Origin of the sequence: Clostridium aquiflavi (assembly GCF_031344075.1) — a bacterium.
Classification (GTDB): domain Bacteria; phylum Bacillota; class Clostridia; order Clostridiales; family Clostridiaceae; genus Clostridium; species Clostridium aquiflavi.
Window position 1 is genome coordinate 66,933 of record NZ_JAVJAN010000009.1, and the last position, 24,038, is coordinate 90,970.

The window sequence follows — 24,038 nt, forward strand, 5'->3', positions numbered from 1 at the left end:
ATTAATCATATAAATGACATGCTACAAAATGTCCTGGCTTAACTTCTTTTAATTCAGGATCAATTTCACTACAAATTGGTTTAGCATATCTACATCTACCTTCAAATCTACATCCTGGAGGTGGATCAATTGGAGATGGTATATCTCCTTCTAATATTATTCTTTGATTATTCTTAGCTTCATCAGGGTCAGGTATTGGCACTGCTGAAAGAAGTGCTTGAGTATATGGATGCATTGACTCCGAGTATACTGCATTACTTTCTCCTTTTTCAACCATTCTACCTAAATACATAACTCCAATATGAGTTGATATATGTTTAACCATTGAAAGGTCATGTGCTATAAAAAGATAAGTTAATCCTAACTCTTCTTGAAGCTCTTCAAGCATATTTATAACTTGAGCCTGAATTGAAACATCAAGTGCAGATATTGGTTCATCACATATAATTAAAGATGGTTGAACTGCCAATGCTCTAGCAATACCTATTCTTTGCCTTTGTCCACCTGAAAATTCATGTGGATATCTGTTTATATGATCACTAGCAAGACCTACTTTAGTTAAAAGACTTCTTATTCTATTAGTTCTTTCTTCACCTTTATATAATCCATGAATATCAATAGCTTCTCCTATAATATCCCCTACTGTCATTCTTGGATCTAATGATGCATATGGATCTTGGAAAATCATTTGCATATCTTTTCTTAAAGATATCATATCTTTTACTGAGTAATCAGTAATATCTTTTCCTTTAAAAATTATCTTTCCTGCTGTTGGATTGTATAATTTTAATATTGTTCTTCCTGTAGTTGTTTTACCACAACCTGATTCTCCTACTAGTCCTAAAGTTTCCCCTTTATTTATTGTAAAAGAAACTCTATCAACAGCTTTAACATAACTTTTTCCTTTGAATAAACCTTTGCTAGCAGGGAAGTATTTACATAAATCTTTTACTTCTAAAATTACTTCTTTATCTTTTTCCATTATTCTTCCCTCCTCTTTATAGGTGACTCTACTTTAGGAGCATTTTCATGGCATAGCCAGCATGATACCTTATGATTTTCTCCTATTTCAAATTGTGGAGGTTGTTTTTGAAGACAAACCTTCATTGCATATTCACATCTAGCTGCAAAAGGACATCCTACTGGTGGTTTTAATAAATCTGGTGGTTGTCCTTCAATTGGTCTAAGTTTTTCTTTAGAGTTTTCCTTAGGATTTGGTACACTTCGTAAAAGACCCCAAGTATAAGGATGTTTTCCTCTATAAAATATATCTTCTGTAGTACCTGTTTCAACTACAATTCCACCATACATTACATTAATTCTTGAACAAAGATCAGCAACAACTCCTAAATCATGAGTAATTAATATAATAGAAGTATTAAGTTTTTCTTTTAACTCCTTCATTAAATCTAAAATTTGTGCTTGAATTGTAACATCTAATGCTGTTGTTGGTTCATCAGCAATTATAAGTTTTGGTTCACAAATTAAACTCATTGCAATCATAGCTCTTTGTCTCATACCACCTGAAAATTCATGTGGATATTGTTTTATTCTTTTTTCTGGGCTCGGTATTCCTACTAATTTAAGCATTTTTATAGCTTCTTGTTTAGCTTCTGATCTACTCATACCAGTATGTTTCATTAATGGTTCTGTTAATTGATCTCCTATAGTATAAACAGGATTTAATGATGTCATAGGATCTTGGAATATCATTCCAATATCATTTCCTCTTATACTTTCCATTTCTGATTCTTTTATGTTTGATAAATCTTTACCATCAAATTCAATTTCTCCACCTGCTAATTTTCCATTGTCAGCAAGTAATCTCATAATTGACATCATAGTAACACTTTTACCACAACCTGATTCTCCAACTATACCTAAAGCTTCTCCTTTATCTAAGTAAAAAGAAACACCTCTTACTGCATGCACTTCTCCTACATTAGTTTTAAAGGAAGTTTTTAAATCTTTTACTTCTAATAGTCTTTCCATTATATCTTCCTCCTATCTCTTATTCTTAGGATCTAGTGCTTCACTTAATCCATCTCCGAAAAGATTAAATGCTAATATTATTAAGCAAATTGCTAATGCTGGGAATAGCAATTGATAAGGATATTGATATATTGCTTTCATTGCTTCATTAGCTAAAGTTCCTAAAGATGCTTTAGGAGGAACAAGTCCTAATCCTATGAAGCTTAAAAATGCTTCTGTAAATATCGCTTGTGGTATAAGCAAAGTCAATGTAACCATTATTGATCCAATACAGTTTGGTATTAAATGTCTTATAAGTATTCTAGTATTAGATGCTCCTAAAGCTTTTGCTGCAAGAACAAACTCTTGTTGTTTTAATTGTAAAACATCTCCTCTTACTATTCTTGCCATTCCAATCCAATAAGATATTGAAAGTGCTAATATAATAGTTGAAAGACCACTACCACCACTTCCTGGTTTATTTAATATAGTCATTAAAATGATTACATATATTATTAATGGGATTGAATATAATACATCAACGATTCTCATCATTAAATTATCTATTTTTCCACCGCAAAATCCTGCTATACCACCATATAATACACCTATAAATAAATTAATAAATGCTGCTGCTACACCTATCATTAATGAATATCTAGCACCAAAAAATACTCTTACAAATATATCTCTACCTAATTGATCTGTTCCAAACCAATGTTCTGCTGATGGTTTTAAATTAACAGCAGATAAAGAATTTGAATCATAAGTATATTGTGATGTCATAGGAACTAAAATTGCTGCTGCTGTAATAATTATTATTCCAATTAAAGATATTATAGCCATTTTATTCTTCTTAAGTCTGTTCCATGCGTCTTTCCAATAACCAATACTTGGTCTTACAATAACCTCTATCTTTTTTTCTTCTTCAGTTAGAGGAGTAAATAAGTCCTTTTCTAAATTAACTTCTTGTTCCATAACTTTTTTTCTCCTCCCTACTAAACTTCTGCATCTTCTAATTTTATTCTTGGATCAATTACTACATACATAATATCAACTATAAAGTTGAACATTATAAGTAAAGTACAAAAAAATACTGTAACTCCAAGTAACATAGTGTAATCTCTATTTGTAACTGATTGAACAAATTCATTACCTAATCCAGGAATTGCAAATATTTTTTCTACAACGAAACTACCAGTTAAAATACTTGCTATTAATGGTCCAACATAAGTTACTATTGGTATTAATGAATTTCTAAGTGCATGTTTTAATATAACTTTTCTTTTACTTAATCCTTTAGCTTTTGCTGTTCTTATATAATCAGATTTTAACACATCCAATAATTTGTTTCTTGTAAGTCTTGTAATAAAAGCCATTGATCCTAGTGATAATGCTATTACTGGCATTATATAGTGCTTCCAACTACTAAATCCTGTTGCTGGTAATAATCTAAGCTCAACAGTTAAGAAATAAATTAATACAGCTCCTATTACAAAACTTGGTATAGTAATTCCTAAAGTAACTAAGAGCATGATAAGTGAATCTGCCCATGTACCTTTTTTTAATGCTGCTACTATCCCTAATCCTACTCCTACAAGAACTGATGAAGCCACACTCACTAAACCAATTTTTGCAGATGCTGGGAATGAATATGATATTGTTTCTGATACTCTTCTTCCTTTAAATACCATTGATTCACCAAGATCCCCTTTAACTAGGTTTTTCATATACAATGCATATTGCTCTCCTAATGGTTTGTCCATTCCATATTTTGCTTCCATATTAGCTTTAATTTCAGGTGTTAATTTTTCACTATCAAAAGGCCCACCTGGCATAAGTCTCATAAGGAAGAATGTTAAAGTTATGACAACCCATATTGTTAATATACTTGCTAATAATCTTTTTCCAATGTATTTTAGCATTTTTCCCTCTCCCTTTTTACAAAATTCGATATTTATAATCATATCAATTTATTTAATAATTATATAATAATATTAATTTTTGTCAATAAATTAGAACCATTTCTATTGATTAATTAATAATTTAATATATATTTTCCATATATTCTATCCTCCTCTAAGCCTGTATTTCGTTCAAAAACACTTGTATTTTTAAATGTTGATTACATATTTTTTTACATATTTTTTTATTAATGTAATTTTATTTTCTTGTTTTTTTATTTTTATATTAATATATATAGTTTTTCACTGATATATCGTTAATAATATTGCTTTTTGCTAATTAATTTCCATTAAAAATATTGATATTATATAAAATAAAATAGATTGCAATTATATAAAAACGACATTGTTAAATAATAAACTACTATTTTTCTCAAATATATATAAACAAATAAAAATTATGTACGATATCTTTATATTTAAGATTTTTATAATCTCCTAAAGAATTAAAAATTGCTTCAGAATGTATATAGATTAGAATCCATATACATTTGAAGCAATTTCAATAATAAAACTACTTTCCGTCTATATAAGCTTTATCAAAATATATAAATCCTAATGGTGAAACTCTAACATCTTTCACATAATCTTTTACACCTTTTGCTTGAGTTTCATAATATACTGGAATTATTGGCATATCTTCCATTAATATATTTTCAGCTTGATGTAATATTTCCATTCTCTTAGCATCGTCTTTTTCTGTCTTTGATTTCTTTATTAATTCATCATATTTAGGATTATTATATCCTGCATTATTTTGTCCAGAAGTGCTAATCCACATTTCTAAGAATGTCATAGGATCAACATAATCTCCAACCCATCCATGTCTAGCAATTAAATAATCTTTATTATCTCTAGTTGTTTGGAATACTTTCCATTCTTGACTTTGAAGCTCTACATTTACACCTAAATTATTTTTCCACATATCTTGTACTGCTTGAGCAATAGTTCCATGTCCTTTTTCTGGATTAAAAGTTAATACTATCGCTGGGAATCCTTCACCATTTGGATATCCTGCTTCAGCTAATAATTTTTTAGCTTCTTCAACATTACCTTCTGGTTTGAAATACTCTTTACTAGCAAAGTCTTTTCCATCTTTATCTAAAATACCTTCTGGAACAAAGCTATATGCTGGTATTTGTTCAGCTTTAGTAACATTTTTAACTAATGAAGGTCTATCAATAGCTAAAGCTAAAGCTTTTCTTACCTTTGCATCTGATAATGCTTTTGCTGCTTCTGGATTTACAGTTTTAGCTTTTTCAGATACATTTACACAATAGAAATAAGTTCCTAATTGTTCAAATATTTTAGCACTACCATCTTTAACAGCAGTTTGAATCTCTGATAATGGAACAACATCTACCATATCAAATTCACCTGATTGATAACTTGCCCAGGCAGAAGTTTCTTCTGTAACTAATTTTACATTAAGTTTATCAAGTTTAACATTCTTTGTATCATAATAATTTTCATTCTTTTCTAATACTATTTCATCCTTTATTGCATATTTAGTCATTTTAAAAGGACCATTTGATACATATGTTTCAGCCGTATTTGCCCAAGTTGGATTTGATTCAACTAAAGCTTTGTTGACTGGGAAGTAGCATGGAAATGATGTTAATTCTAAAAAGTACGGACATGCCTCATGTAAAGTTACTTCTAATGTCTTATCATCAATAGCTTTAACACCAACTTCATCTGCTGTAGCTACTTTACCATCTCCATCAACATCTTTGTTTTGATTATATTCAGTAGCATTTTTTAAATAACTCATTTGATATGCATACTCTGCTGCTGTTTTAGGATTTATTACCCTCTTCCATGCATATTCAAAGTCTTGAGCTGTAACAGTCTCTCCATTTGACCATTTAGTATCTTTTAAATGGAATGTATATACTGTTCCATCATCTGAAACATCCCATTTTTCTGCTACTCCTGGAATAGCTTTATTATTTTCATCTAATTTACATAGACCTTCAAATGTATTTACTAGCATTATTGCCCCATCAACTGCATTATTTAATGCTGGGTCTAAAGTTTTAGGATCTGCGTTCAAGTTATAAGTCATAACTTGTCCATCTGCTTTTGCTGTATTAGTAGATGATTTGCCACAACCTGCCAAAACTGATATCCCTAAAGTTAAAGCTAAAGTTACAGCAAATAACTTTTTAAGTTTGTTCTTTTTCATAATTATATTATCCCCCTTATTTTTATAAACGACATAATAGCGTACTTATTGCAACACACTAATATCATTTTTTAATTTTTATTTATTAATATTTATTAAATTATATAATATTTTATGTTTTTGTCAAACAATGCTCTCTTTTCAAGGCTATTAATTAACACATTAATAATACGAATTTATTAATAAATCATATTGTTAATTTTTTTTTTACTTATATTTGATATTTCTTTTAGTTTTTTTTGATAATTTAGTATATTTTGAAAAAACGTCAAATATTTTAAATAAATATTTGACGTTAGAATATTTTTAACTATTTTTTCAATTTCCATTAAAGCTTTTAATTACAAGCAAAATATATTAAGTAACTATATATAAAACTAAGATTTATTCTTCTTATCGATAAACATAAAAATTCTATAGTTGATAATCATTTAGACAACTTTTTTATAAACTTTTCTAATCTGTCAAAAGCTTGTGACAAAATTTCATTACTATAGCAATAAGATATTCTCATGTATCCTTCACCTAATTTTCCAAAAGCCGTTCCTGGAACACAAGCTAACTTTTCTTCATTTAAAAGTCTAGTACAGAATTCTTCTGATGTCATATTAAATTTCTTAATTGATGGAAATATATAAAATGCTCCTTTAGGTTCAACAACTTCTATCCCCATATCATTTAATCTTTTAATACAATATTTTTTTCTTAGTTCAAAAGATTTCCTCATCGTCTCTACATCATCAAGTGATTTTTTTAATCCTTCTAAAGCACCCCATTGTACTATAGATGGAGCACAAGAAACAGCATATTGATGTACTTTTATTATTTCTTTCATAAATTCACTTTTGCATGCAAAATATCCTATTCTAAGTCCTGTCATTGAAAATATTTTTGAAAATCCACTTACATATATAACTTTTTCTAATATTTCATCATCTTGAGCAACAGAATAATATTCATCAAATATTATAGCTGAATACATTTCATCTGTTATTACAGTAATATTAGTTTCTTTTATAAGTTTTATTAATTCATCTCTGTTTTCTTTAGATAGTATTGCTCCAGTGGGATTAGATGGAAATGAGATTAATAAGTATTTAATATTTTGTTCTTTTATATTTTTTTTAATTTCATCTATATTTAATGTAAAATCATCATTTAAAGAATAATTTACTACATCAGCTCCTATTATATTAGATATGCTTTCATAAGCTGGATATGCAGGAGATGGTATTAATATTTTATCACCTTCATTAATAACTGCAGATAATACTGAATATAACCCTTCGCTACCACCAACTGTTATACATATTTCTTCCTTATTATAATTAATATTAAACTTCTTTAAATACTTGCTTATTTCCACTCTTAAAGATTCAATACCAGAATTAGAAGTATATGTAGTTTTATCTTCTTCTATTGCAGTTATCATTGCCTTTTTTATATCAATTGGAACATTAAAATCCGGTTGCCCTATTGTTAAAGATATTGCACCTTCAACTTTTTGAACTTTTTCATAAAATCTTCTTATTCCCGAAATTTGTATTTTTTCTACCCTATTATTCATCATTATTCTCCTTTTTTTTACTTTTATTTTATGATCTGTTTTAAATGAACATTGATATTAACATTATTATTTATTAAAATATTGATACTATAACATAGTATATCTATTATTTTCTTATAAATCATTCTACATTATTAAATAATAGTATTCAAACTTTTCTATTTTCAATGTTTCTCTTTCATTTATCTTGTTTTTTTATTATAATTAAAGTAATTGTAATTAATGAAAGGGTGATATACTTGTCTTATAATTTAACAGATCCTTATGAAATTGCTAGATTTATTAAAGAATCAAAAAAATCTACTCCTGTTAAAGTATATGTTAATGGAGATTTAAGCAATGCTTTAATGGATGATATTGAATGGTATGGAGCAAATGGCTTTTACATATTAATAGGAGAATCTGATTTAGTAGCAAAAATCATATTAGATAATAAACATCTTATAAAACATTTTAGATTAGAAAATGATAGAAGAAACTCTGCAATTCCTATGCTTGATTTACTTGAAGTGGAAGCTAGAATAGAGCCTGGTGCTATTATTAGAGATAAAGTAACTATAGGAAAAAATGCTGTAGTAATGATGGGTGCCGTAATAAACATTGGTGCTGAGATAGGTGATGGTACTATGGTAGATATGAACGCTGTAATTGGTGCTCGTGGTAAGCTAGGTAAAAATGTCCATCTTGGTGCTGGCGCTGTTGTTGCTGGTGTCCTAGAACCACCAAGTAAAGAACCTTGTACAATAGGAGACAATGTTTTAATTGGTGCTAACTCTGTTATTTTAGAAGGAGTTAAAATTGGTGCTGGTTCTGTTGTTGCAGCTGGTTCTGTTGTTGCAGAAGATGTTCCTGAAGGCGTTGTTGTTGCTGGTTCTCCGGCAAAAATAATTAAATCAGTTGATGATAAAACAAAAGGTAAAACTCAATTATTAGAGGATTTAAGAAAATAATACATATAAAAAGAGGATTTCTAATTTAAGAAATCCCCTTTTTATTTATATATTAATTATTTTAAACTGCTCCTTCTTCGTTTGAAGAATTGTCACCCTCTACTTTTTCCATTTTTGATATAGATACTTCATAAGCAATTTTCTTTATAGTTTCAGTATCAGAAACTTTCTTTTGATACTCTCTGCTTTGAACTCTACCCCATACTCTTATATTATCTCCAACATTTAAGCTTTGACAAAATCTTGAGTTTCTTCCCCATGCAATTGTTGGAATATAATCAGATTTATTATATGCTCTATTTACAGCAAGTAATACATCTGCAATTTCTCGGCCAAAAGGTGTTGTTCTGTAAACTGGTTCTTTGCAAATATAACCATCTAAGAATATTTCATTTGGGTTTTTACTTCTTTCTAAACATGGCTCTATATTTCTTGCAAAAACAGTAAGTATAAGTTTATTAGATCCATCTATAAATTTATTGTATGATCTTAATTGACCATCAACAATAACTTCTGTTCCAATACTTAAATCAATATTTGCAATTAATCTTTCTGATATAGTTATATTTAACCTATCAACCGAATCACTTAATCTCATAACATCTAAATTAAAAGTATAAAAACCCTCCCCATACATTTCATGGCTATATTCTAATCCAGATGCTATTTTACCTTCTAGATAAATCTTGTTATTTAACATTAAATTATCCATTGTTACCCCTCTCTCTACTGTTAATAATTTGGTAAACAGTACTCCCACTAGCACTTATTACCATTATAATACAAATCCTGGTTTATTTTCAATCTTTATTATTTATTTTTGTGCTGAATACCATTTTCGTCTATATAATATTCATCAGAATATATTAAATTTCCTACTGTTTTAAATTCATATCCTTGAGTTTTTAACTCTTTTATAATTCTCTCCAAATTGTTTGGAGTATATTTTGCATTATTATGAAAAAGTACTATTGCTCCTGGCGCTACCCCTTTCATAACTCTATTATATTCACTTTCTTGTCCTAATTCTTTCCAATCAACAGAATCCGCATTCCATTGAATTGGAATATACCCTAAACTTTTTACTTTTTGAATTGCTTGTTTATTGTATGACCCACTAGGAAACCTAAAAAGTTTAGTTTTTTCTCCTATGTTATTTTCTATAGTTTCATCTGTCTTTTTAAGCTGTTCTTCTATTTTTAATTCACTTATCTTTGCAAAATCAGGATGTTTATAACTATGATTACCTATTTCATGCCCCCCTTCTTTAATTTTCTTTAACTTTTCAACGTTTTCACTACTATAATCAACCCATCCCCCCATTATAAAAAATGTTCCTTTTACATTGTATTTATTTAATATTTGTAATATGCTTTGAAGATTATCCTTTTCCGCCCAATTTATATCAAAAGTTAGACTAATTGCTTTTTCTTCTATATCAACAGAATATATAGGATGTTCATATAGATTTACACAAATAGCATTTACATTTTTATTAGACTCTATTGATATGAAAATTACTATAATTATTAAAATTAAATCCAAAAATATCCGTGTTTTTCTCCATTTCATCCCTAAACTCTCCTTATATTTTATAATTTTTCATTCTACTTAATTATTATTAATATTAACTATATTCAATAAATCATATTTTATGATATAATATATATATTATTTAAACGATCATGGGGGTTTAGTTTATGTACGAAAGTTCAGCAGAATTAGCGGAGAATAAATTATTAATACTCTATGTATTAAAAGCAATAAAAGACCCGATATCTAATACTCAGTTAACAGAAATAGTACTTCAAAATAATTTTATTAATTACTTCACACTTCAACAATATTTATCTGAATTAGAAAGTGCTGATTTTGTTGTTTACAAAGAGAATAATGATAAGAAATTATTATGCTTAACAAAAAAAGGAGATACTGTTCTAACTTTATTTAAAGATAGAATATCCCCTTCAAAGATTTCAATTGTACAACAATATATAACAGAAAAATTAGAACTTATAAAAAAAGAGCTTACTATACATAGTGATTATACACTTGATAATAATGATAATTTTTTAGTACACCTAAAAGCTATAGAAAATGAAGGTGTGCTTATGGAATTAAAACTAACAGTTCCAACGAAAAAACAAGCTATTCTCCTTTGCAATAAATGGAAAGATAATCCATCAAATATTTATAATAATATAATAAATATGTTATTTAGTGAAGATTCTTAACTAAAAGCATAGCATTAGGTTCTTTTCCTATTGCTATGTTTTTTATCATCCTACCTTTTAAATCAATAACCTTCAATTTTCCATTTAGATAATCTCCAACAAAAATTTTTTCATTAACTTTAATAATTCCTCTTGGCATACCTGAAATAAATATTTTACTTTCTTCTTTTAATTTATTTACATTAATAACACTAATGGATCCTTCTACAAAATTAGAAACATAAATATATCCTTCTTCTTCCCAAAAATCAACTGGACCATTCCCTACTTTTATAGTTGCTTTTAAAGATAAGTCTTCTAAGGATATTATAGATATACTTCCGCTTGTAGCATAACCTATATAACTTTCACATATATATAAATGCTTTCTGTTATTAGATATGACTATTTTAGTCGGATATTTATTACATTTTATTCTTTTTATCTCTTTATTTTCAATACAATCAATTATTGATATAGTGTCATCACCCATATTACTTATAAATGCTCTATTTTTTTCATGAAAAAATACTATACTATGAGGAAATACTCCCATTGGTAGTTCTAAATCAATGTCTCTTTTAAACAAGTCATATATTATAAGAGAATTTGCTTCACCGCATAAGACATATAGCTTATTATTGTAAATTGCTAAATCATTTGGATGTGCTCCTATATATATATTTTCTTCTTCTTTAAATTTATCTGCATCTATTAATGATATAGTATTACTATAATTGTTGGCTACTACGATTTTTTTATCGTATAATGACAATCCATGAGGTCCTATCTCTTTCCCTTCTAGAGATAAATTCAAAGTTTCAATCCCTAAATTTTCAACATCAATTTTACTTAATGTATTTGATCCTGTATTACATATAATAATTGATTTTTTCATCTCTTTCTCCCCCCTTGGATAATCATTCTTGTATTTATAATATATTCTCAAAAGATATTAATGGTACTACTATTTTTTTCTAATATCTTTATTTCTTGACAAAATACTACTATAATAAAAATATTAGTTTATTTTTATTAATAATAAGGAGAGTGAAAGTTAATATGTTTTCATATAAAACTCAAGGTGTTTGTTCCACTACTATAAATATTGAAATTGAAGATAATAAAATACAATCTGTAAATTTCATTGGTGGCTGTGCAGGAAATCTTTTAGGTATTGGTGCATTAGTTAAAAATATGGATGTTGATATGGCAATTGAAAAATTAAGAGGAATTAAATGCGGAATTAAAGAAACTTCTTGCCCTGATCAATTAGCTAAGGCCTTAATAGAATGGAAAGTGAGTTGTTAAAAATAAAAGGTGTATCGTAAAAAATTCGATACACCCTTTTTTCTATTGTAAATACTTTCCATCCTTATTATATAATAATGATATTGTGTTGGTTATTTCGTCTATAACATCTTTATAACTCATATAAATCATAATATCAATTCTATCAAAATTTTCACTTATCTTTTCAATTACTCCATAAAAATATTTTCCATTATCAATCATATTCTTCAATATTAAACTATCCGATTTAGGTACATACCCTAATACATACCCCTTACCTGTAACTATATTTATAGCATTTTCATCATACTTACTATCTTTTTCTCTAATTAAATATAGTATCTCATCTTCTAAGTAATTATTATCTATAACACTTAAATCTCTATATTTAGTATCTGCAATATATGTTGACATAACATATATATCCTTAACATGAGGTATTATTTCCTCTTTATTTAATTCTAAATATTCTTTCTTTTTATTAGGCAAATTGTCTAATAAAGATGTTAATGATTTTTTTAAAGTTTCTTCCGTTAATTGCTGTTCTATTATTTTTTTATCATCATCTGAAAACTCATTTTTAATTAACATAAGATTGTTAATAGCTTTATTACGAGTTTCTACCAAACTAGCATTTAAAGCATCAAAATTTATTTTCTTATATTCTTCAGGAAATTCATTATATTTAATTCCCTTAACTAAAAAATAGAAACATAGATGATACATTGGCTTAATTATAAGATCATCTAAATCTATAATTTCTTTATTTCTATTTAAAATTTTTATAATTGGAAGTTTATCATATGCTATATTATATATACATTCTTTTAATTCTTTATTTCCTTTTTCAAGTCCATATCTATATAATGCTGGATTCATATGATCTCTTTCTATAAGTCCTATAAATTCTTCGTTAGAAATCTGAAACTCGGTTTTTTCCATTGCATCTATCAAAACTTCAATTTCTAAATCTATATTACTTAACTCTTTTAAAATAACATCTTTCCAAATATCTTTTATATATATTTCATCAGCAAAATTAGAAAGTTTTTCATACTGTGGTATTAAAGATGTTATCCTATCGACTCTATCATCACCATATTCTTCAAATATAAAAGTATCTATAGAATATATTCCACTTATAACCCCATATAAACTATATATATCATATCCATACTTATCAACTAATTTAAAGTATTCAAAACATACATTAAAACCATTATCTATGTTATTAATTGTATACTCTGAAAACAGTTCACCAAATGACTTAGATAGTAGTTTAATATTATCTTTATTTATTCTCCCTGATTTTAAAAACTTAAGAAGATTTACTGATAACATTGTATACTCTAATGAATCCAAATAGCCAAAATTTTGTTCTAATCCATCTAATATTAACCATTCAATTATTTCATCGCTTACAGGCTGTAATTCATGTATACATATTGCTTTCCCATATCCTATAGAATGCTTAGTTAAATTAAATACTCTTTCATTAGAATTTTTCATAGTTTCATATACTTGTATTACATAAAAAATATATTCATTATTGATTGATAATACTTTCAATACTTTCTCTATATCATCAATTTTTAGAACACATAACATCATAAGTCCAAGCTTTATTTCATCATGAGAATTACTTTCTAGTATTAATTTTTTCAAAAGATTAGTTAAGTCTTCTTTATATTCTATAAATGCTTCTATAAATGCTCTAAAATTTTTTATAAATTCTTCATAATAATCACTTATTGGATTAAGGGCCATATATCCTCTTATATTTTCAAAAATCTCTTCTTTCTCTTCCTTTGTATAATCTACCAATAACTCAATAAGCTCATTAGCTAATTTTACTCTTTGATTTTTTTTTAATGGCTTTATTTTATTATATAAAACCTTAAACTCTCTTAATCCTGTTATTTCAAAATCCTGATAACTATATGGTAAATCTGGGGTTTTACTATAAAACTTATTTAATTCCTCATATATTGTTGTTTTTTCACATTTATTAGTAAAATCAAACATTAAATTCTCATTCCCTTCTAAGTACAAAAAACATATAAAAACTTTTTCTATATCTTTATTTTTTGTGTTATTATTTTTCTCATATCCCCTATCATATATAATGACCCACTTATCAATATTAAATCTTCTGATTTTGCTTCGTTCAATGCTTGCTTAATTGCTTGCTCATAACTATCTAAAGCTATAGTATTTTTATTATATTTTAATATCTCACTTTTTAATTCTGTATTCAGTTCTGCTCTATCACTATGAGGCGTCAATGCATATATTTTATGTGCTATTTTAGTTATCTCTTTAACCATCTCTTCTACTTGCTTATCTGCTAAAATTCCTAATAATAGATAAATCTTATTATATCTAAAGTATTTTTCTACATTATTCCTTAGCATCTTTATGCCTTCTATATTATGAGCACCATCAATTATAATTAAAGGATTTTTATTTAATACTTCCAATCTACCTTTCCACTTTACAGATTCAATAGATTTTTCCATTATCTCTTTATTAATTATTAACCCCTCTCTTTCACATAATACCTCTATTGTATTTAAAGCCACACTTAAATTTAAAATTTGATGTTCACCCATTAATGGTAATTTAACTTCATATAAATTATTTCTAGTCTTAATTTTAACTTCTTGATATAAATTTTCATTAAAAGTTATCTTTAAAAGTGTTCCACTCTTACTATCTATCTCATAAACCTTACTCTTTTCTATTTCAGCTTTTTCTTTTATCGCTTTCATAGCTTCATTACTTTGAGGATAAACTACTACTGGAATATCTTTCTTTATTATTCCAGCCTTTTGCATAGCAATTTCATATAAAGAATTTCCTAAAATATTCATATGATCAAAACTAATTGATGTAATAACACTAACAATTGGAGTTATTACATTTGTAGAGTCTAACTCACCTCCAAGTCCTACTTCAATTACAGCATAATCAACTTTTTCATTATAATAGTATAGGTACATAACTGTTGTTAAAATTTCAAATTCAGTTGGATGATCATATCCTTCTTCTATAACTTTATCTACAGCTTTTTTTACTATATTAATTGAATAAGTTAATTTCTCTTTAGGTATATTTTCACCATTAATTTGAATTCTTTCTTCAAACTCTTCTAAAAAAGGTGATGTATACATTCCAACTTTATATCCCATACCAATTAAAATTGAAGTTATCATTGAAGTTGTAGAACCCTTGCCATTAGTTCCTGCTATATGAATTAATTTTAATTTTTTTTGAGGATTTCCTAATATCTCTAATAATCTATAAGTTCTCTTTAAGCCATAATTAGATCCAAACCTACCTACACTACTTATATAATTCATTGCTTCTTCATAATTCATTTTCATTTGCTTCCCCTTTAATTATCTGTAAAATTTGCTTATTTAGCTTATATAACCAACTGTATTAATATTTATTTTACTTTTTTTAATATATACTTATTATATTAAATTATTTAATTACTCTTTACTTATATATATTAGTGATATTAAAAATTTCTAATATTATTCACAATAAACAGCAGTACCTGATGCTGTTACCATAAGCATTCCATTATCTGCTCCTAGTACTTCATAATCAATATCTACTCCAACTACTGCATTAGCTCCCATTTGTATAGCTCTATTTTCCATTTCCTTCATAGCCTTTTCTCTTGCCTCAATTAATTCACCTTCATAAGTGTTAGAGCGTCCCCCAAAGAAATTAGATAATCCAGCTGCAAAATCTTTTATAAAATTCACACCTGAGATTACCTCCCCAAATACCACTCCTTTATATTCTAAAATATTTTTACCTTCTATAGATGGTGTTGTTGTTATAATCATGTAAAACTCTCCTTTATACTTAATTTTATTTGTAATTATTAACTTTTATCTATTTATTATTAAAATGATTATAATATATAATTTAACCTTAAACCATGTTTTTAAATTATTTTAAGATTAAAATAACAAAGTTATTATTTTACCCCTTTAGTGAAATCTACTTGTTTCTACTTTTTAGACACTAAAACTTCCATCAATGATTTTTTTCTTAACTTTTAATTCTCACCTTTTATTTGCTTTTCACTATATTTTATTTGCTTTTCATGCTTTAAAAATTCTATACTTTTCCATATATAATAAAAGAATTGTACACACATTCAAATATGTGTACAATTCTCATTAAAATCACATCTTAATTATATAATTAATTTAAAGATTCAATTCTTAATTTAACAGCATCAAGCATTTCAACATACTTTTCTCTTTTTGCTTTTTCTCCATCTACAACAGCGGCTGGAGCTTTAGCAACGAATCCTGCATTTCCTAATTTCTTATCTATTCTTTCGATTTCGCCTTCTAGTTTCTTAAGTTCTTTATTTAGTCTTTCAAGCTCTTTATCTTTATCTACTAAATCAAGTAATGGTATGAATAATTCTCCACCCTTAACTACTAATGAAACTGCATTTTCTGGAACAATTGATTTATCAGCTATGAATTCAACTTCTGAAGCTGATGCTAATTTTTCCATGTAAGCTTTACCTGCTGTAAATGCTTGTTTTGCATCTTCTGCAATATAACAAATAACCTTAGCTTTTCTTGATGGTGGTACGTTCATTTCAGCTCTTACATTTCTTAATCCCTTAATAGCTTCAATAATGTATGCCATATCATTTTCAGATTCTGCATTTACTAGAGCTTCATGAAATACAGGCCAAACAGATGTTGTAATTGTTTCTTCATCTGTTAAGTGAGTAAAGATTTCTTCTGTTATAAATGGCATAGCTGGATGTAATAATTTTAATCCTGTAACTAATACAGTATTTAATACATTGTATGCCACTCCCTTAGCTTTTTCATCTTCACCATAGAATACTGGTTTAACAAGTTCTATATACCAATCACAGAATTCAGTCCACATGAAATCATAAACTTTTTGCATTGCAATTCCAAGTTCATATTTATCCATATTTTCTGTAACTTCTTTAACTAATGTATTCATTTTTGATAATATCCATTTATCAGCTAATGAATATTCTTTGCAATCTTTGTATTTATTCATGATTTCCTTATCAAGGTTCATCATAACAAATCTTGAAGCATTCCAAATCTTATTAGCAAAGTTTCTTGAAGCTTCAACTCTTTCAGGATAGTATCTCATATCATTTCCTGGAGCATTACCAGTTGCAATCATAAATCTTAATGCATCCGCACCATATTCACTTATTACATCTAATGGATTAACACCATTCCCTAAAGATTTACTCATCTTTCTACCTTGAGAATCTCTTATAAGTCCATGTATTAATACAGTATTAAATGGAGTTTCTCCCATACAATGAAGTCCTGAGAATATCATTCTAGCAACCCAGAAGAAGATTATATCATGTCCAGTAACTAAAACATTGTTTGGATAGAAATATTCTAAGTCTTCTGTTTTATTTGGCCAACCTAATGTTGAGAAAGGCCACAATGCTGAACTAAACCATGTATCAAGTACATCATTATCTTGTTCTATATTTTTAGATCCACATTTGCAGCATTTAGTTGGCGCTTCTTCAAGTACCATCATTTCACCACAATCTTTACAGTAGTAAACTGGTATTCTATGTCCCCACCATAATTGTCTTGAAATACACCAATCTTGAATGTTTTCCATCCAGTTGAAATATGTCTTATCAAATCTTTCTGGAACAAATTTAGTTTTTCCAGTCTTAATTACTTCTATAGCAGGTTTTGCTAAATCTTCCATCTTAACATACCATTGCTTAGATATTATTGGTTCTACTGTAGTACCACATCTGTCATGCGTACCAACATTATGAGAGTGATCTTTAATTTTAACTAGAAGTCCTGCTTCCTCTAAATCTTTAACTATAGATTTTCTAGCTTCGTATCTATCTAAGCCCTTATATTTTCCACCTTTTTCATTGATGATACCTTTATCATCCATGATTCTTATGATTTCAAGATTGTGTCTCTTTCCTACTTCAAAGTCATTAGGATCATGAGCTGGAGTCATCTTAACTGCACCAGTTCCAAATTCCAAATCAACATAGTCATCCCCAACTATAGGAATTTCTCTATTTACAAGTGGTAATATTACAGTTTTACCAATAAGGTGTTTATATCTTTCATCGTTAGGGTTAACAGCTACACCACTATCTCCAAGTAATGTTTCAGGTCTTGTTGTTGCAATTTCTAAAACTCCACTTCCATCAGCTAATGGATAGTTGATGTGCCAGAAGTGACCTGCTTGTTCTTCATATTCAATTTCTGCATCAGAAAGTGCTGTTTGACAATGAGTACACCAGTTAGTTATTCTATTTCCTTGATAAATAAGACCTTCATTATAAAGCTTAACAAATACATGCTTTACAGCTGCACTTAAATTTTCATCCATTGTAAATGCTTCTCTTGTAAAGTCAGCAGAAACTCCAAGTTTTTTAACTTGATTTCTTATTCTTGCTCTATAATCGTCACTCCATTCCCAAACTTTTTCAAGGAATGCTTCTCTTCCCATTTCTTTTTTATTGTAACCTTGCTTAGCAAGTTCATTAGCAACTTTAACTTCTGTTGCTATAGATGCATGATCTTCACCTGGTAACCATAGTGCTGCATAACCTTGCATTCTTTTAAATCTTATAAGCATATCTTGAAGAGTATCATCAAATGCATGACCTAAATGTAATTCACCAGTTATGTTTGGTGGTGGCATTATTATTGTAAATGGTTTCTTCTTTTTATCTACTACAGGAGTAAAGTAACCTTTTTCCTCCCATGTCTTATAAATTCTGTCTTCAAATTCTTTTGGATCATAAGTTGTCGCAATATTTTTTGTTTCTGACATTTGTTTTCCTCCCTATTATTTAAATTAGCTCTTGTTGTTTGTAGACTATGTTTTAATATGGTGTTGATATATTTAAAACAGAGCTATTATTTAAAGCTAATTAATTATTGTTTTTCTGCAATAAAAAAAGCCCTCAATCCATAAAAGGACGAAGACTCGCGGTACCACCTTTATTTCCACATAAGCACATATAATGCTTTAATGGACTCTTAATTAGTTAACGATTTAGAAAAACCGTCTTTAGCTACTGTTATTTCACCAAAGAAGCTCAAAAGCTACCTTCAAAACCTTCCATATAAGGGCTTTCACCTATTCCCTCTCTCTTTTTTGTTCTTTCTAAATCTACAGTTTAGCTTAAAAGAACCGTACTTCTCATCTTATAAAAACGAGTTTCCTTATAATACTTTCAGTTTTTACTCCTCTTTTTCATTGCCTTTATTATTAATTTATATTTTCTTTATTTTATAATATATTAATGGTCATGTTTTGTCAATAATCGTAGTTTAATGAAATTTTATTCCATAATAAAGCATTCATCGATATCAGCAAAATAAAACATATCCTTATTTACCATTTTACCAGCCTCCTATGTTAACTAAATCTTCAAGTATTGCTTGCTCAAAACATGGTGTTTTGCAAAGCTTATCATACCTTATCTTACTATATAACTTAATATCTACATCCTTTTCTAACTTAATGTCATCTATTGCATCTTCAATTTCATGTCTTAATAACCTTAATTCTTTAGTTGATTTATTTTCGTCAATTATAACAAGTAAATCTATGTCACTTTGTTTTGAATATCTCCCTTTAGATATTGAACCAAAAAGATATACATTAGCATTATATAATTTATCTAAAATAACATCTCTAGCTTTAATTATACTGCTTCTTAAATTCTCATCTAGTGAATAATCAACATCATTTCTCATTTAAATTCATCCCATCTTAATTCTGAATTATTATACTATTTTATAACAACTTAATGACTATTGTAAATAAAACAAGTCCTGTAATATTATAAAGCGTAAATATTTTCAAATATTTTAATCCTCTCTCCTTATATTCATTACATAAAATCTAATACCTTAAAATTCTTAAATGCAGCTACAATTATCATTAAATCAAATAATAATATATTAATTACTTTAATAATATATTCTTTCCTATAATAACACATTTTGAGTCTGAGCCATGACCAATTTCACTTGTTTTTACTATAGACATATTCTCATCATTTACTATTTCTTTTACTAATTCAATTATACTAGGTCTATACTGCTTATTTTCCATCTCTGTAAAATTGCCTAATATTATACCTTTTATCTCTTTAAACACTTCTAAATGCTTATAATGAGTTAAATATGTAGCCATCTTTGCCACATCACCACTGAAACTCTCTAATAACAAAATTTTATCTTTAAATTTAGGCATATATTCTGTTCCAGCAAGTTTTAAAAAACAACGTATATTTCCACCTACCACTATTCCTTCAATAGATTTTCCTTGTATCCATTCATATTTAAAATCAAAAAGACTCTTTTTACCTTCCATAAATGTTTCTTTAAAATTTTTAATTTGAATTTCAGAATTATCTCCAATTAGATTTCTTATTTGATAAAGATACGTTTTTATATCACTTTTAGTATATAATGCATTTATAACTACTGATAAATCACTATAACCAAAAAATAATTTAGGATTTTTCTTTATAGTGTTAAAATCTAAATATTCTAAGATTCCGTTAGCTAAATCTCCACCTGAAATATCAAAAACAGCTTTTATGCCACTATTTTCAAAAAATTTCATAAGTTCATCAGCTCTCTCTTTTCCACTTCCATTAAATACAGAATATTTTTTATATATTGTATTAGAAAAAACAACATTTAAACCAATAGATTTTAAAATTCTTTCCAATTCGTTAATCTTTAATTTCATGCTTTTATTAATCCCATTAGAACATGCTATAATTCCAACTTTATCACCTTTATCTAATAACTTCATCAAATTCTCCTTTTAATATTTTCTTAAGTTACATACTTTATCTAAATTAATTATATTTTTTCATTTATTAATGGTCAATGATAAGTTTTTTCCTATATACACTTGCTTTAACTCAGAGTTTTGTTTACAATTTGAATATTATGGATTATAATGATTTTTGTATTTTTATACGTTATGAAACATTGGTACATATATTTCATAACGTATATATTGACAATTTGGAGGTAGTATAATATGAAAGGTTGCCTATACTTGGTAATTCCTTGTTATAATGAAGAAGCTGTATTACACGAAACAGCAAAGAGATTATTAGTAAAAATGAATTCCATGATAGATAAAGATTTTATATCAAATGATAGTAAAATTTTATTTGTTAATGATGGTTCAAAAGATAAGACATGGGATATAATTGAAGAGCTTCATGCTCAAAATCCAATTTTCAGTGGAGTAAATTTATCTAGAAATAAAGGACATCAAAATGCTTTATTAGCTGGATTAATGACTGCTAAAGATTATGCTGATATAACAATATCACTAGATGCTGATCTCCAAGATGATATTGAAGTAATTGATAAGTTTGTTGAAGAATATTATTCAGGCAGTGATGTTGTTTATGGTGTTAGATCATCTAGACAAACAGATACTTTCTTTAAAAGAACAACTGCTTTAGGATTTTATAAATTTATGAATGCTCTTGGTGTAGATGTTATGTACAATCATGCTGATTATAGACTTATGAGTAAAAGAGCTTTAGATGGATTAAGTCAATTTAAAGAAGTGAATTTATTCTTGAGAGGTATTGTTCCTTTAATTGGATACAAATACTCTGTTGTAGAATATGAGCGTCATGAAAGATTTGCTGGAGAATCAAAATATCCTTTAAAAAAGATGCTTGCTTTTGCATTAGATGGTATTACATCTTTTAGTATAAAACCAATAAGAATAATTACTGGATTAGGATTCTTTATATTTTTTGTTAGTTTTATAGCTTTAATCTATTCTCTTATAGTTAAATTCTTAGGTGAAACAGTTACAGGTTGGACTTCATTAACTTTATCTATTTGGATGCTTGGTGGAATACAACTTTTATCTTTAGGAGTAATTGGAGAATATATAGGGAAAATATATAATGAAACAAAACAAAGACCTCGTTTTATTATCGCTGATAAATTAATAAAAACTGATGAAAATAAAACTAATATGTAGGTGACTATATTGGATAAGCTTATACTAAAATTTAAAAATACATTTTTTACAAAACAATTTTTTATTTTTGTAACTATAGGACTTATAAACACATTTATTGGGGTTGTATTTTCATATATATTTTCAAGCTTTTTAAATGAGAACATAGCTTTTGTGGTAGGATATATTTGTGGATTATTTATATCTTATTTATTGAACAGTTTCTTTACATTTAAAGAAGCTTTAGATTTTAATAAATTTATAAAATTTGCAATTTCATATATACCAAATTTTATTATACAAAATATAGTTGTTCTTATAGTATTTAACATGATGGGATTACACAAGCTTATAGCTTATGTTTTAGCAGCTATAATTGGAGTTCCTGTAACATTTGTATTAATGAAATTTTTTGCATTTAAGCATTAATAATATAAATCTTTTTTATATAAATTATGCAAAAAGACTGGTGTACAATGAATAAAAATTTATTGTACACCAGTCTTTTTATTTTTAATTATTAACACAAGTTTTAAATAAATATTTATAATGCAGCTTTATAAATGTTCGCTACATCTTTTGGCGTAAGCGGTTTAAATCCATATTGTAATCCTGATTTTACTGCTTTTTGTGCCATAATTTCAAAATTTTCTTCTCCAATTCCGACTTCTCTTAATGTTGATGGAATTCCTAATTCTTTAAAGAATTCTGCAGTCTTATCTATTGCAGTATTAGCTATAGCATATTTATCTAAACTCTCATCTATATTCCACACATTAACTCCATACTCAACGAATTTATATAACGTATCATCATTTAAAACATATCTCATCCAATGAGGTGTTAAAATCGCTAAACCAACTCCATGAGTTATATCATAAAATGCGCTTAGTTCATGTTCCATTGGATGTACTGACCATGCTCCAGCTGTTCCATATGATATTAAACCATTAATAGCCAAACTAGATGCCCACATTAAATTTGCTCTTGCTTCATAATTATTAGGCTCTTGTATTGCTATTTTTCCATATTTCATACATGCTTTAAGTAGTCCCTCCGCAGTTCTTGCTTGGATAAATGCTCCTTTAGTATTATTAAAATAATTTTCAAATATATGACTCATAATGTCTGCAGTTCCTGCTGCTGTTTGATTTTTAGGAACAGAGTAAGTATACTCTGGATCTAATATTGATACTTTAGGTTTCATCTTATCATGACCTGTACCTATTTTTTGGTTTTTGCTCATATCAGATATAACTGCATATGGATCCATTTCTGAACCTGTTGCTGATAAAGTTAAAGTGGTAATTATAGGTAACACCTTAGTTATTTTGCTTGGATCTAATACAATATCCCATGGATCATTATCATAATTTACTCCTGCTGCAATAACTTTAGCACAATCTATTGTGCTTCCTCCTCCAACAGCTAAAACAACTTCTATATCATTATCTCTACAAAGTTTTACGCCTTCTCTAACGGACTCTATTCTAGGATTTGGAGCTATATTAGAAAGTTCTACATATGATATATTGTTATCTTTTAATATTTTCATCATATCATCATATAAACCTATTCTCTTAATGCTTCCCCCACCATATACAACAAGAACTTTGCTTCCATATTTTTTTATAGCATTTCCTAAATGCTTTATTTGACCTTTTCCAAAGTAAATTTCAGTAGGTATTGAATAATTAAAATTTTCCATATAAAATCTCTCCTTACGATATATTTAATTAAAATATTTTATATTTGGCTATGTTTTAAACATATATTGATATATGCAATAGGTAAAATGGAATTGTAGTAAAATATAGCCCTATATGTATATAT

General features: G+C 27.5%; 21 protein-coding genes. 5 read left to right on the plus strand and 16 right to left on the minus strand.

Annotated features, from left to right (window positions below):
- Position 1 precedes the first annotated feature (1 nt).
- The 6 genes from RGC78_RS04595 to RGC78_RS04620 all read right to left on the minus strand — a co-directional run bounded on the left by RGC78_RS04595 (position 2) and on the right by RGC78_RS04620 (position 7,690).
- On the minus strand, positions 2 to 982 hold the full coding sequence (locus tag RGC78_RS04595) for an ABC transporter ATP-binding protein (protein ID WP_252213188.1): 981 nt from the start codon (positions 980 to 982) through the stop codon (positions 2 to 4).
- The gene (locus RGC78_RS04600) at positions 982 to 1,992 is read right to left on the minus strand and encodes an ABC transporter ATP-binding protein (protein ID WP_252213187.1); all 1,011 of its coding nucleotides are present in this window, start codon (positions 1,990 to 1,992) and stop codon (positions 982 to 984) included. Before RGC78_RS04600 ends, RGC78_RS04595 begins: the two co-directional genes overlap by 1 nt.
- 12 nt (positions 1,993 to 2,004) lie before the next feature.
- Positions 2,005 to 2,949, minus strand: a complete 945-nt coding sequence (locus RGC78_RS04605; protein ID WP_252213186.1) for an ABC transporter permease — start codon at positions 2,947 to 2,949, stop codon at positions 2,005 to 2,007.
- Positions 2,950 to 2,969: 20 nt separating this feature from the next.
- Entirely contained in the window at positions 2,970 to 3,896 is a 927-nt protein-coding gene (locus RGC78_RS04610; protein WP_012424500.1) for an ABC transporter permease, read from the minus strand.
- A gap of 553 nt (positions 3,897 to 4,449) precedes the next feature.
- Entirely contained in the window at positions 4,450 to 6,123 is a 1,674-nt protein-coding gene (locus RGC78_RS04615; RefSeq protein WP_252213185.1) for a peptide ABC transporter substrate-binding protein, read from the minus strand.
- A 427-nt stretch (positions 6,124 to 6,550) separates the two neighbouring features.
- Positions 6,551 to 7,690, minus strand: coding sequence for a pyridoxal phosphate-dependent aminotransferase (locus RGC78_RS04620; RefSeq protein ID WP_309556125.1), 1,140 nt, complete (start codon positions 7,688 to 7,690; stop codon positions 6,551 to 6,553).
- 239 nt (positions 7,691 to 7,929) lie between these two features.
- On the opposite strand from RGC78_RS04620, the gene dapD reads away from it, so the two are divergent.
- On the plus strand, positions 7,930 to 8,640 hold the full coding sequence (dapD, locus tag RGC78_RS04625) for a 2,3,4,5-tetrahydropyridine-2,6-dicarboxylate N-acetyltransferase (protein WP_252213183.1): 711 nt from the start codon (positions 7,930 to 7,932) through the stop codon (positions 8,638 to 8,640).
- 61 nt (positions 8,641 to 8,701) lie between these two features.
- On the opposite strand, the gene RGC78_RS04630 is transcribed toward dapD, so the two are convergent.
- Both RGC78_RS04630 and RGC78_RS04635 read right to left on the minus strand, forming a co-directional pair.
- The gene (locus RGC78_RS04630; RefSeq protein WP_252213182.1) at positions 8,702 to 9,352 is read right to left on the minus strand and encodes a single-stranded DNA-binding protein; all 651 of its coding nucleotides are present in this window, start codon (positions 9,350 to 9,352) and stop codon (positions 8,702 to 8,704) included.
- Between the two features lie 98 nt (positions 9,353 to 9,450).
- Positions 9,451 to 10,212 carry a polysaccharide deacetylase family protein gene (locus RGC78_RS04635; RefSeq protein ID WP_252213181.1) on the minus strand — a complete coding sequence of 254 codons (762 nt, stop codon included), beginning with the start codon at positions 10,210 to 10,212 and terminating at the stop codon, positions 9,451 to 9,453.
- 128 nt (positions 10,213 to 10,340) lie between these two features.
- Between RGC78_RS04635 and RGC78_RS04640 the strand changes: the two genes are divergently transcribed.
- On the plus strand, positions 10,341 to 10,874 hold the full coding sequence (locus RGC78_RS04640; protein ID WP_252213180.1) for a DUF4364 family protein: 534 nt from the start codon (positions 10,341 to 10,343) through the stop codon (positions 10,872 to 10,874).
- On the opposite strand, the gene RGC78_RS04645 is transcribed toward RGC78_RS04640, so the two are convergent.
- Positions 10,858 to 11,751 (minus strand): YncE family protein, encoded by an 894-nt coding sequence (locus tag RGC78_RS04645; protein WP_252226096.1) that lies wholly within the window; start codon positions 11,749 to 11,751, stop codon positions 10,858 to 10,860. The two genes, RGC78_RS04640 and RGC78_RS04645, sit on opposite strands and share 17 nt — an antisense overlap.
- 164 nt (positions 11,752 to 11,915) lie before the next feature.
- On the opposite strand from RGC78_RS04645, the gene RGC78_RS04650 reads away from it, so the two are divergent.
- On the plus strand, positions 11,916 to 12,164 hold the full coding sequence (locus tag RGC78_RS04650; protein WP_252226099.1) for a TIGR03905 family TSCPD domain-containing protein: 249 nt from the start codon (positions 11,916 to 11,918) through the stop codon (positions 12,162 to 12,164).
- A 42-nt stretch (positions 12,165 to 12,206) separates the two neighbouring features.
- On the opposite strand, the gene RGC78_RS04655 is transcribed toward RGC78_RS04650, so the two are convergent.
- The 6 genes from RGC78_RS04655 to RGC78_RS04680 form a co-directional block, all read right to left on the minus strand.
- Complete coding sequence (locus RGC78_RS04655) at positions 12,207 to 14,171, minus strand: HIRAN domain-containing protein (RefSeq protein ID WP_309556126.1); 1,965 nt, start codon at positions 14,169 to 14,171, stop codon at positions 12,207 to 12,209.
- 47 nt (positions 14,172 to 14,218) lie between these two features.
- Positions 14,219 to 15,532 (minus strand): bifunctional folylpolyglutamate synthase/dihydrofolate synthase, encoded by a 1,314-nt coding sequence (locus RGC78_RS04660; RefSeq protein ID WP_252213176.1) that lies wholly within the window; start codon positions 15,530 to 15,532, stop codon positions 14,219 to 14,221.
- A 156-nt stretch (positions 15,533 to 15,688) separates the two neighbouring features.
- Positions 15,689 to 16,009 carry a putative heavy metal-binding protein gene (locus tag RGC78_RS04665; protein ID WP_252213175.1) on the minus strand — a complete coding sequence of 107 codons (321 nt, stop codon included), beginning with the start codon at positions 16,007 to 16,009 and terminating at the stop codon, positions 15,689 to 15,691.
- Between the two features lie 364 nt (positions 16,010 to 16,373).
- Entirely contained in the window at positions 16,374 to 19,016 is a 2,643-nt protein-coding gene (locus RGC78_RS04670) for a valine--tRNA ligase (protein WP_252213174.1), read from the minus strand.
- 575 nt (positions 19,017 to 19,591) lie between these two features.
- The gene (locus RGC78_RS04675) at positions 19,592 to 19,948 is read right to left on the minus strand and encodes a nucleotidyltransferase family protein (protein ID WP_252213173.1); all 357 of its coding nucleotides are present in this window, start codon (positions 19,946 to 19,948) and stop codon (positions 19,592 to 19,594) included.
- A 211-nt stretch (positions 19,949 to 20,159) separates the two neighbouring features.
- Complete coding sequence (locus RGC78_RS04680) at positions 20,160 to 21,020, minus strand: S66 family peptidase (protein ID WP_309556128.1); 861 nt, start codon at positions 21,018 to 21,020, stop codon at positions 20,160 to 20,162.
- Between the two features lie 234 nt (positions 21,021 to 21,254).
- Here RGC78_RS04680 and RGC78_RS04685 point away from each other — a divergent pair, with 234 nt between their 5' ends.
- On the plus strand, positions 21,255 to 22,226 hold the full coding sequence (locus RGC78_RS04685) for a glycosyltransferase family 2 protein (protein WP_252226117.1): 972 nt from the start codon (positions 21,255 to 21,257) through the stop codon (positions 22,224 to 22,226).
- A 9-nt stretch (positions 22,227 to 22,235) separates the two neighbouring features.
- Entirely contained in the window at positions 22,236 to 22,634 is a 399-nt protein-coding gene (locus tag RGC78_RS04690) for a GtrA family protein (protein ID WP_252213170.1), read from the plus strand.
- 115 nt (positions 22,635 to 22,749) lie between these two features.
- Here the strand turns inward: RGC78_RS04690 and RGC78_RS04695 are convergent, their stop codons facing one another.
- On the minus strand, positions 22,750 to 23,913 hold the full coding sequence (locus tag RGC78_RS04695) for an iron-containing alcohol dehydrogenase (protein WP_252226119.1): 1,164 nt from the start codon (positions 23,911 to 23,913) through the stop codon (positions 22,750 to 22,752).
- Between the last annotated feature and the right edge of the window lie 125 nt (positions 23,914 to 24,038).

What these genes read in the sequence shown, in the direction of transcription:
- RGC78_RS04685 (WP_252226117.1), top strand. Translation starts at nt 21,255, where the DNA reads ATGAAAGGTTGCCTATACTTGGTAATTCCTTGTTATAATGAAGAAGCT.
- RGC78_RS04600 (WP_252213187.1), bottom strand. Translation starts at nt 1,992, where the DNA reads ATGGAAAGACTATTAGAAGTAAAAGATTTAAAAACTTCCTTTAAAACT.
- RGC78_RS04680 (WP_309556128.1), bottom strand. Translation starts at nt 21,020, where the DNA reads ATGAAGTTATTAGATAAAGGTGATAAAGTTGGAATTATAGCATGTTCT.
- RGC78_RS04645 (WP_252226096.1), bottom strand. Translation starts at nt 11,751, where the DNA reads ATGAAAAAATCAATTATTATATGTAATACAGGATCAAATACATTAAGT.
- RGC78_RS04610 (WP_012424500.1), bottom strand. Translation starts at nt 3,896, where the DNA reads ATGCTAAAATACATTGGAAAAAGATTATTAGCAAGTATATTAACAATA.
- RGC78_RS04660 (WP_252213176.1), bottom strand. Translation starts at nt 15,532, where the DNA reads ATGAAAATGAATTATGAAGAAGCAATGAATTATATAAGTAGTGTAGGT.
- RGC78_RS04605 (WP_252213186.1), bottom strand. Translation starts at nt 2,949, where the DNA reads ATGGAACAAGAAGTTAATTTAGAAAAGGACTTATTTACTCCTCTAACT.
- RGC78_RS04620 (WP_309556125.1), bottom strand. Translation starts at nt 7,690, where the DNA reads ATGAATAATAGGGTAGAAAAAATACAAATTTCGGGAATAAGAAGATTT.
- RGC78_RS04595 (WP_252213188.1), bottom strand. Translation starts at nt 982, where the DNA reads ATGGAAAAAGATAAAGAAGTAATTTTAGAAGTAAAAGATTTATGTAAA.
- RGC78_RS04670 (WP_252213174.1), bottom strand. Translation starts at nt 19,016, where the DNA reads ATGTCAGAAACAAAAAATATTGCGACAACTTATGATCCAAAAGAATTT.
- RGC78_RS04615 (WP_252213185.1), bottom strand. Translation starts at nt 6,123, where the DNA reads ATGAAAAAGAACAAACTTAAAAAGTTATTTGCTGTAACTTTAGCTTTA.
- RGC78_RS04655 (WP_309556126.1), bottom strand. Translation starts at nt 14,171, where the DNA reads ATGTTTGATTTTACTAATAAATGTGAAAAAACAACAATATATGAGGAA.
- RGC78_RS04635 (WP_252213181.1), bottom strand. Translation starts at nt 10,212, where the DNA reads ATGAAATGGAGAAAAACACGGATATTTTTGGATTTAATTTTAATAATT.
- RGC78_RS04695 (WP_252226119.1), bottom strand. Translation starts at nt 23,913, where the DNA reads ATGGAAAATTTTAATTATTCAATACCTACTGAAATTTACTTTGGAAAA.
- RGC78_RS04675 (WP_252213173.1), bottom strand. Translation starts at nt 19,948, where the DNA reads ATGAGAAATGATGTTGATTATTCACTAGATGAGAATTTAAGAAGCAGT.
- RGC78_RS04650 (WP_252226099.1), top strand. Translation starts at nt 11,916, where the DNA reads ATGTTTTCATATAAAACTCAAGGTGTTTGTTCCACTACTATAAATATT.
- RGC78_RS04640 (WP_252213180.1), top strand. Translation starts at nt 10,341, where the DNA reads ATGTACGAAAGTTCAGCAGAATTAGCGGAGAATAAATTATTAATACTC.
- RGC78_RS04665 (WP_252213175.1), bottom strand. Translation starts at nt 16,009, where the DNA reads ATGATTATAACAACAACACCATCTATAGAAGGTAAAAATATTTTAGAA.
- RGC78_RS04630 (WP_252213182.1), bottom strand. Translation starts at nt 9,352, where the DNA reads ATGGATAATTTAATGTTAAATAACAAGATTTATCTAGAAGGTAAAATA.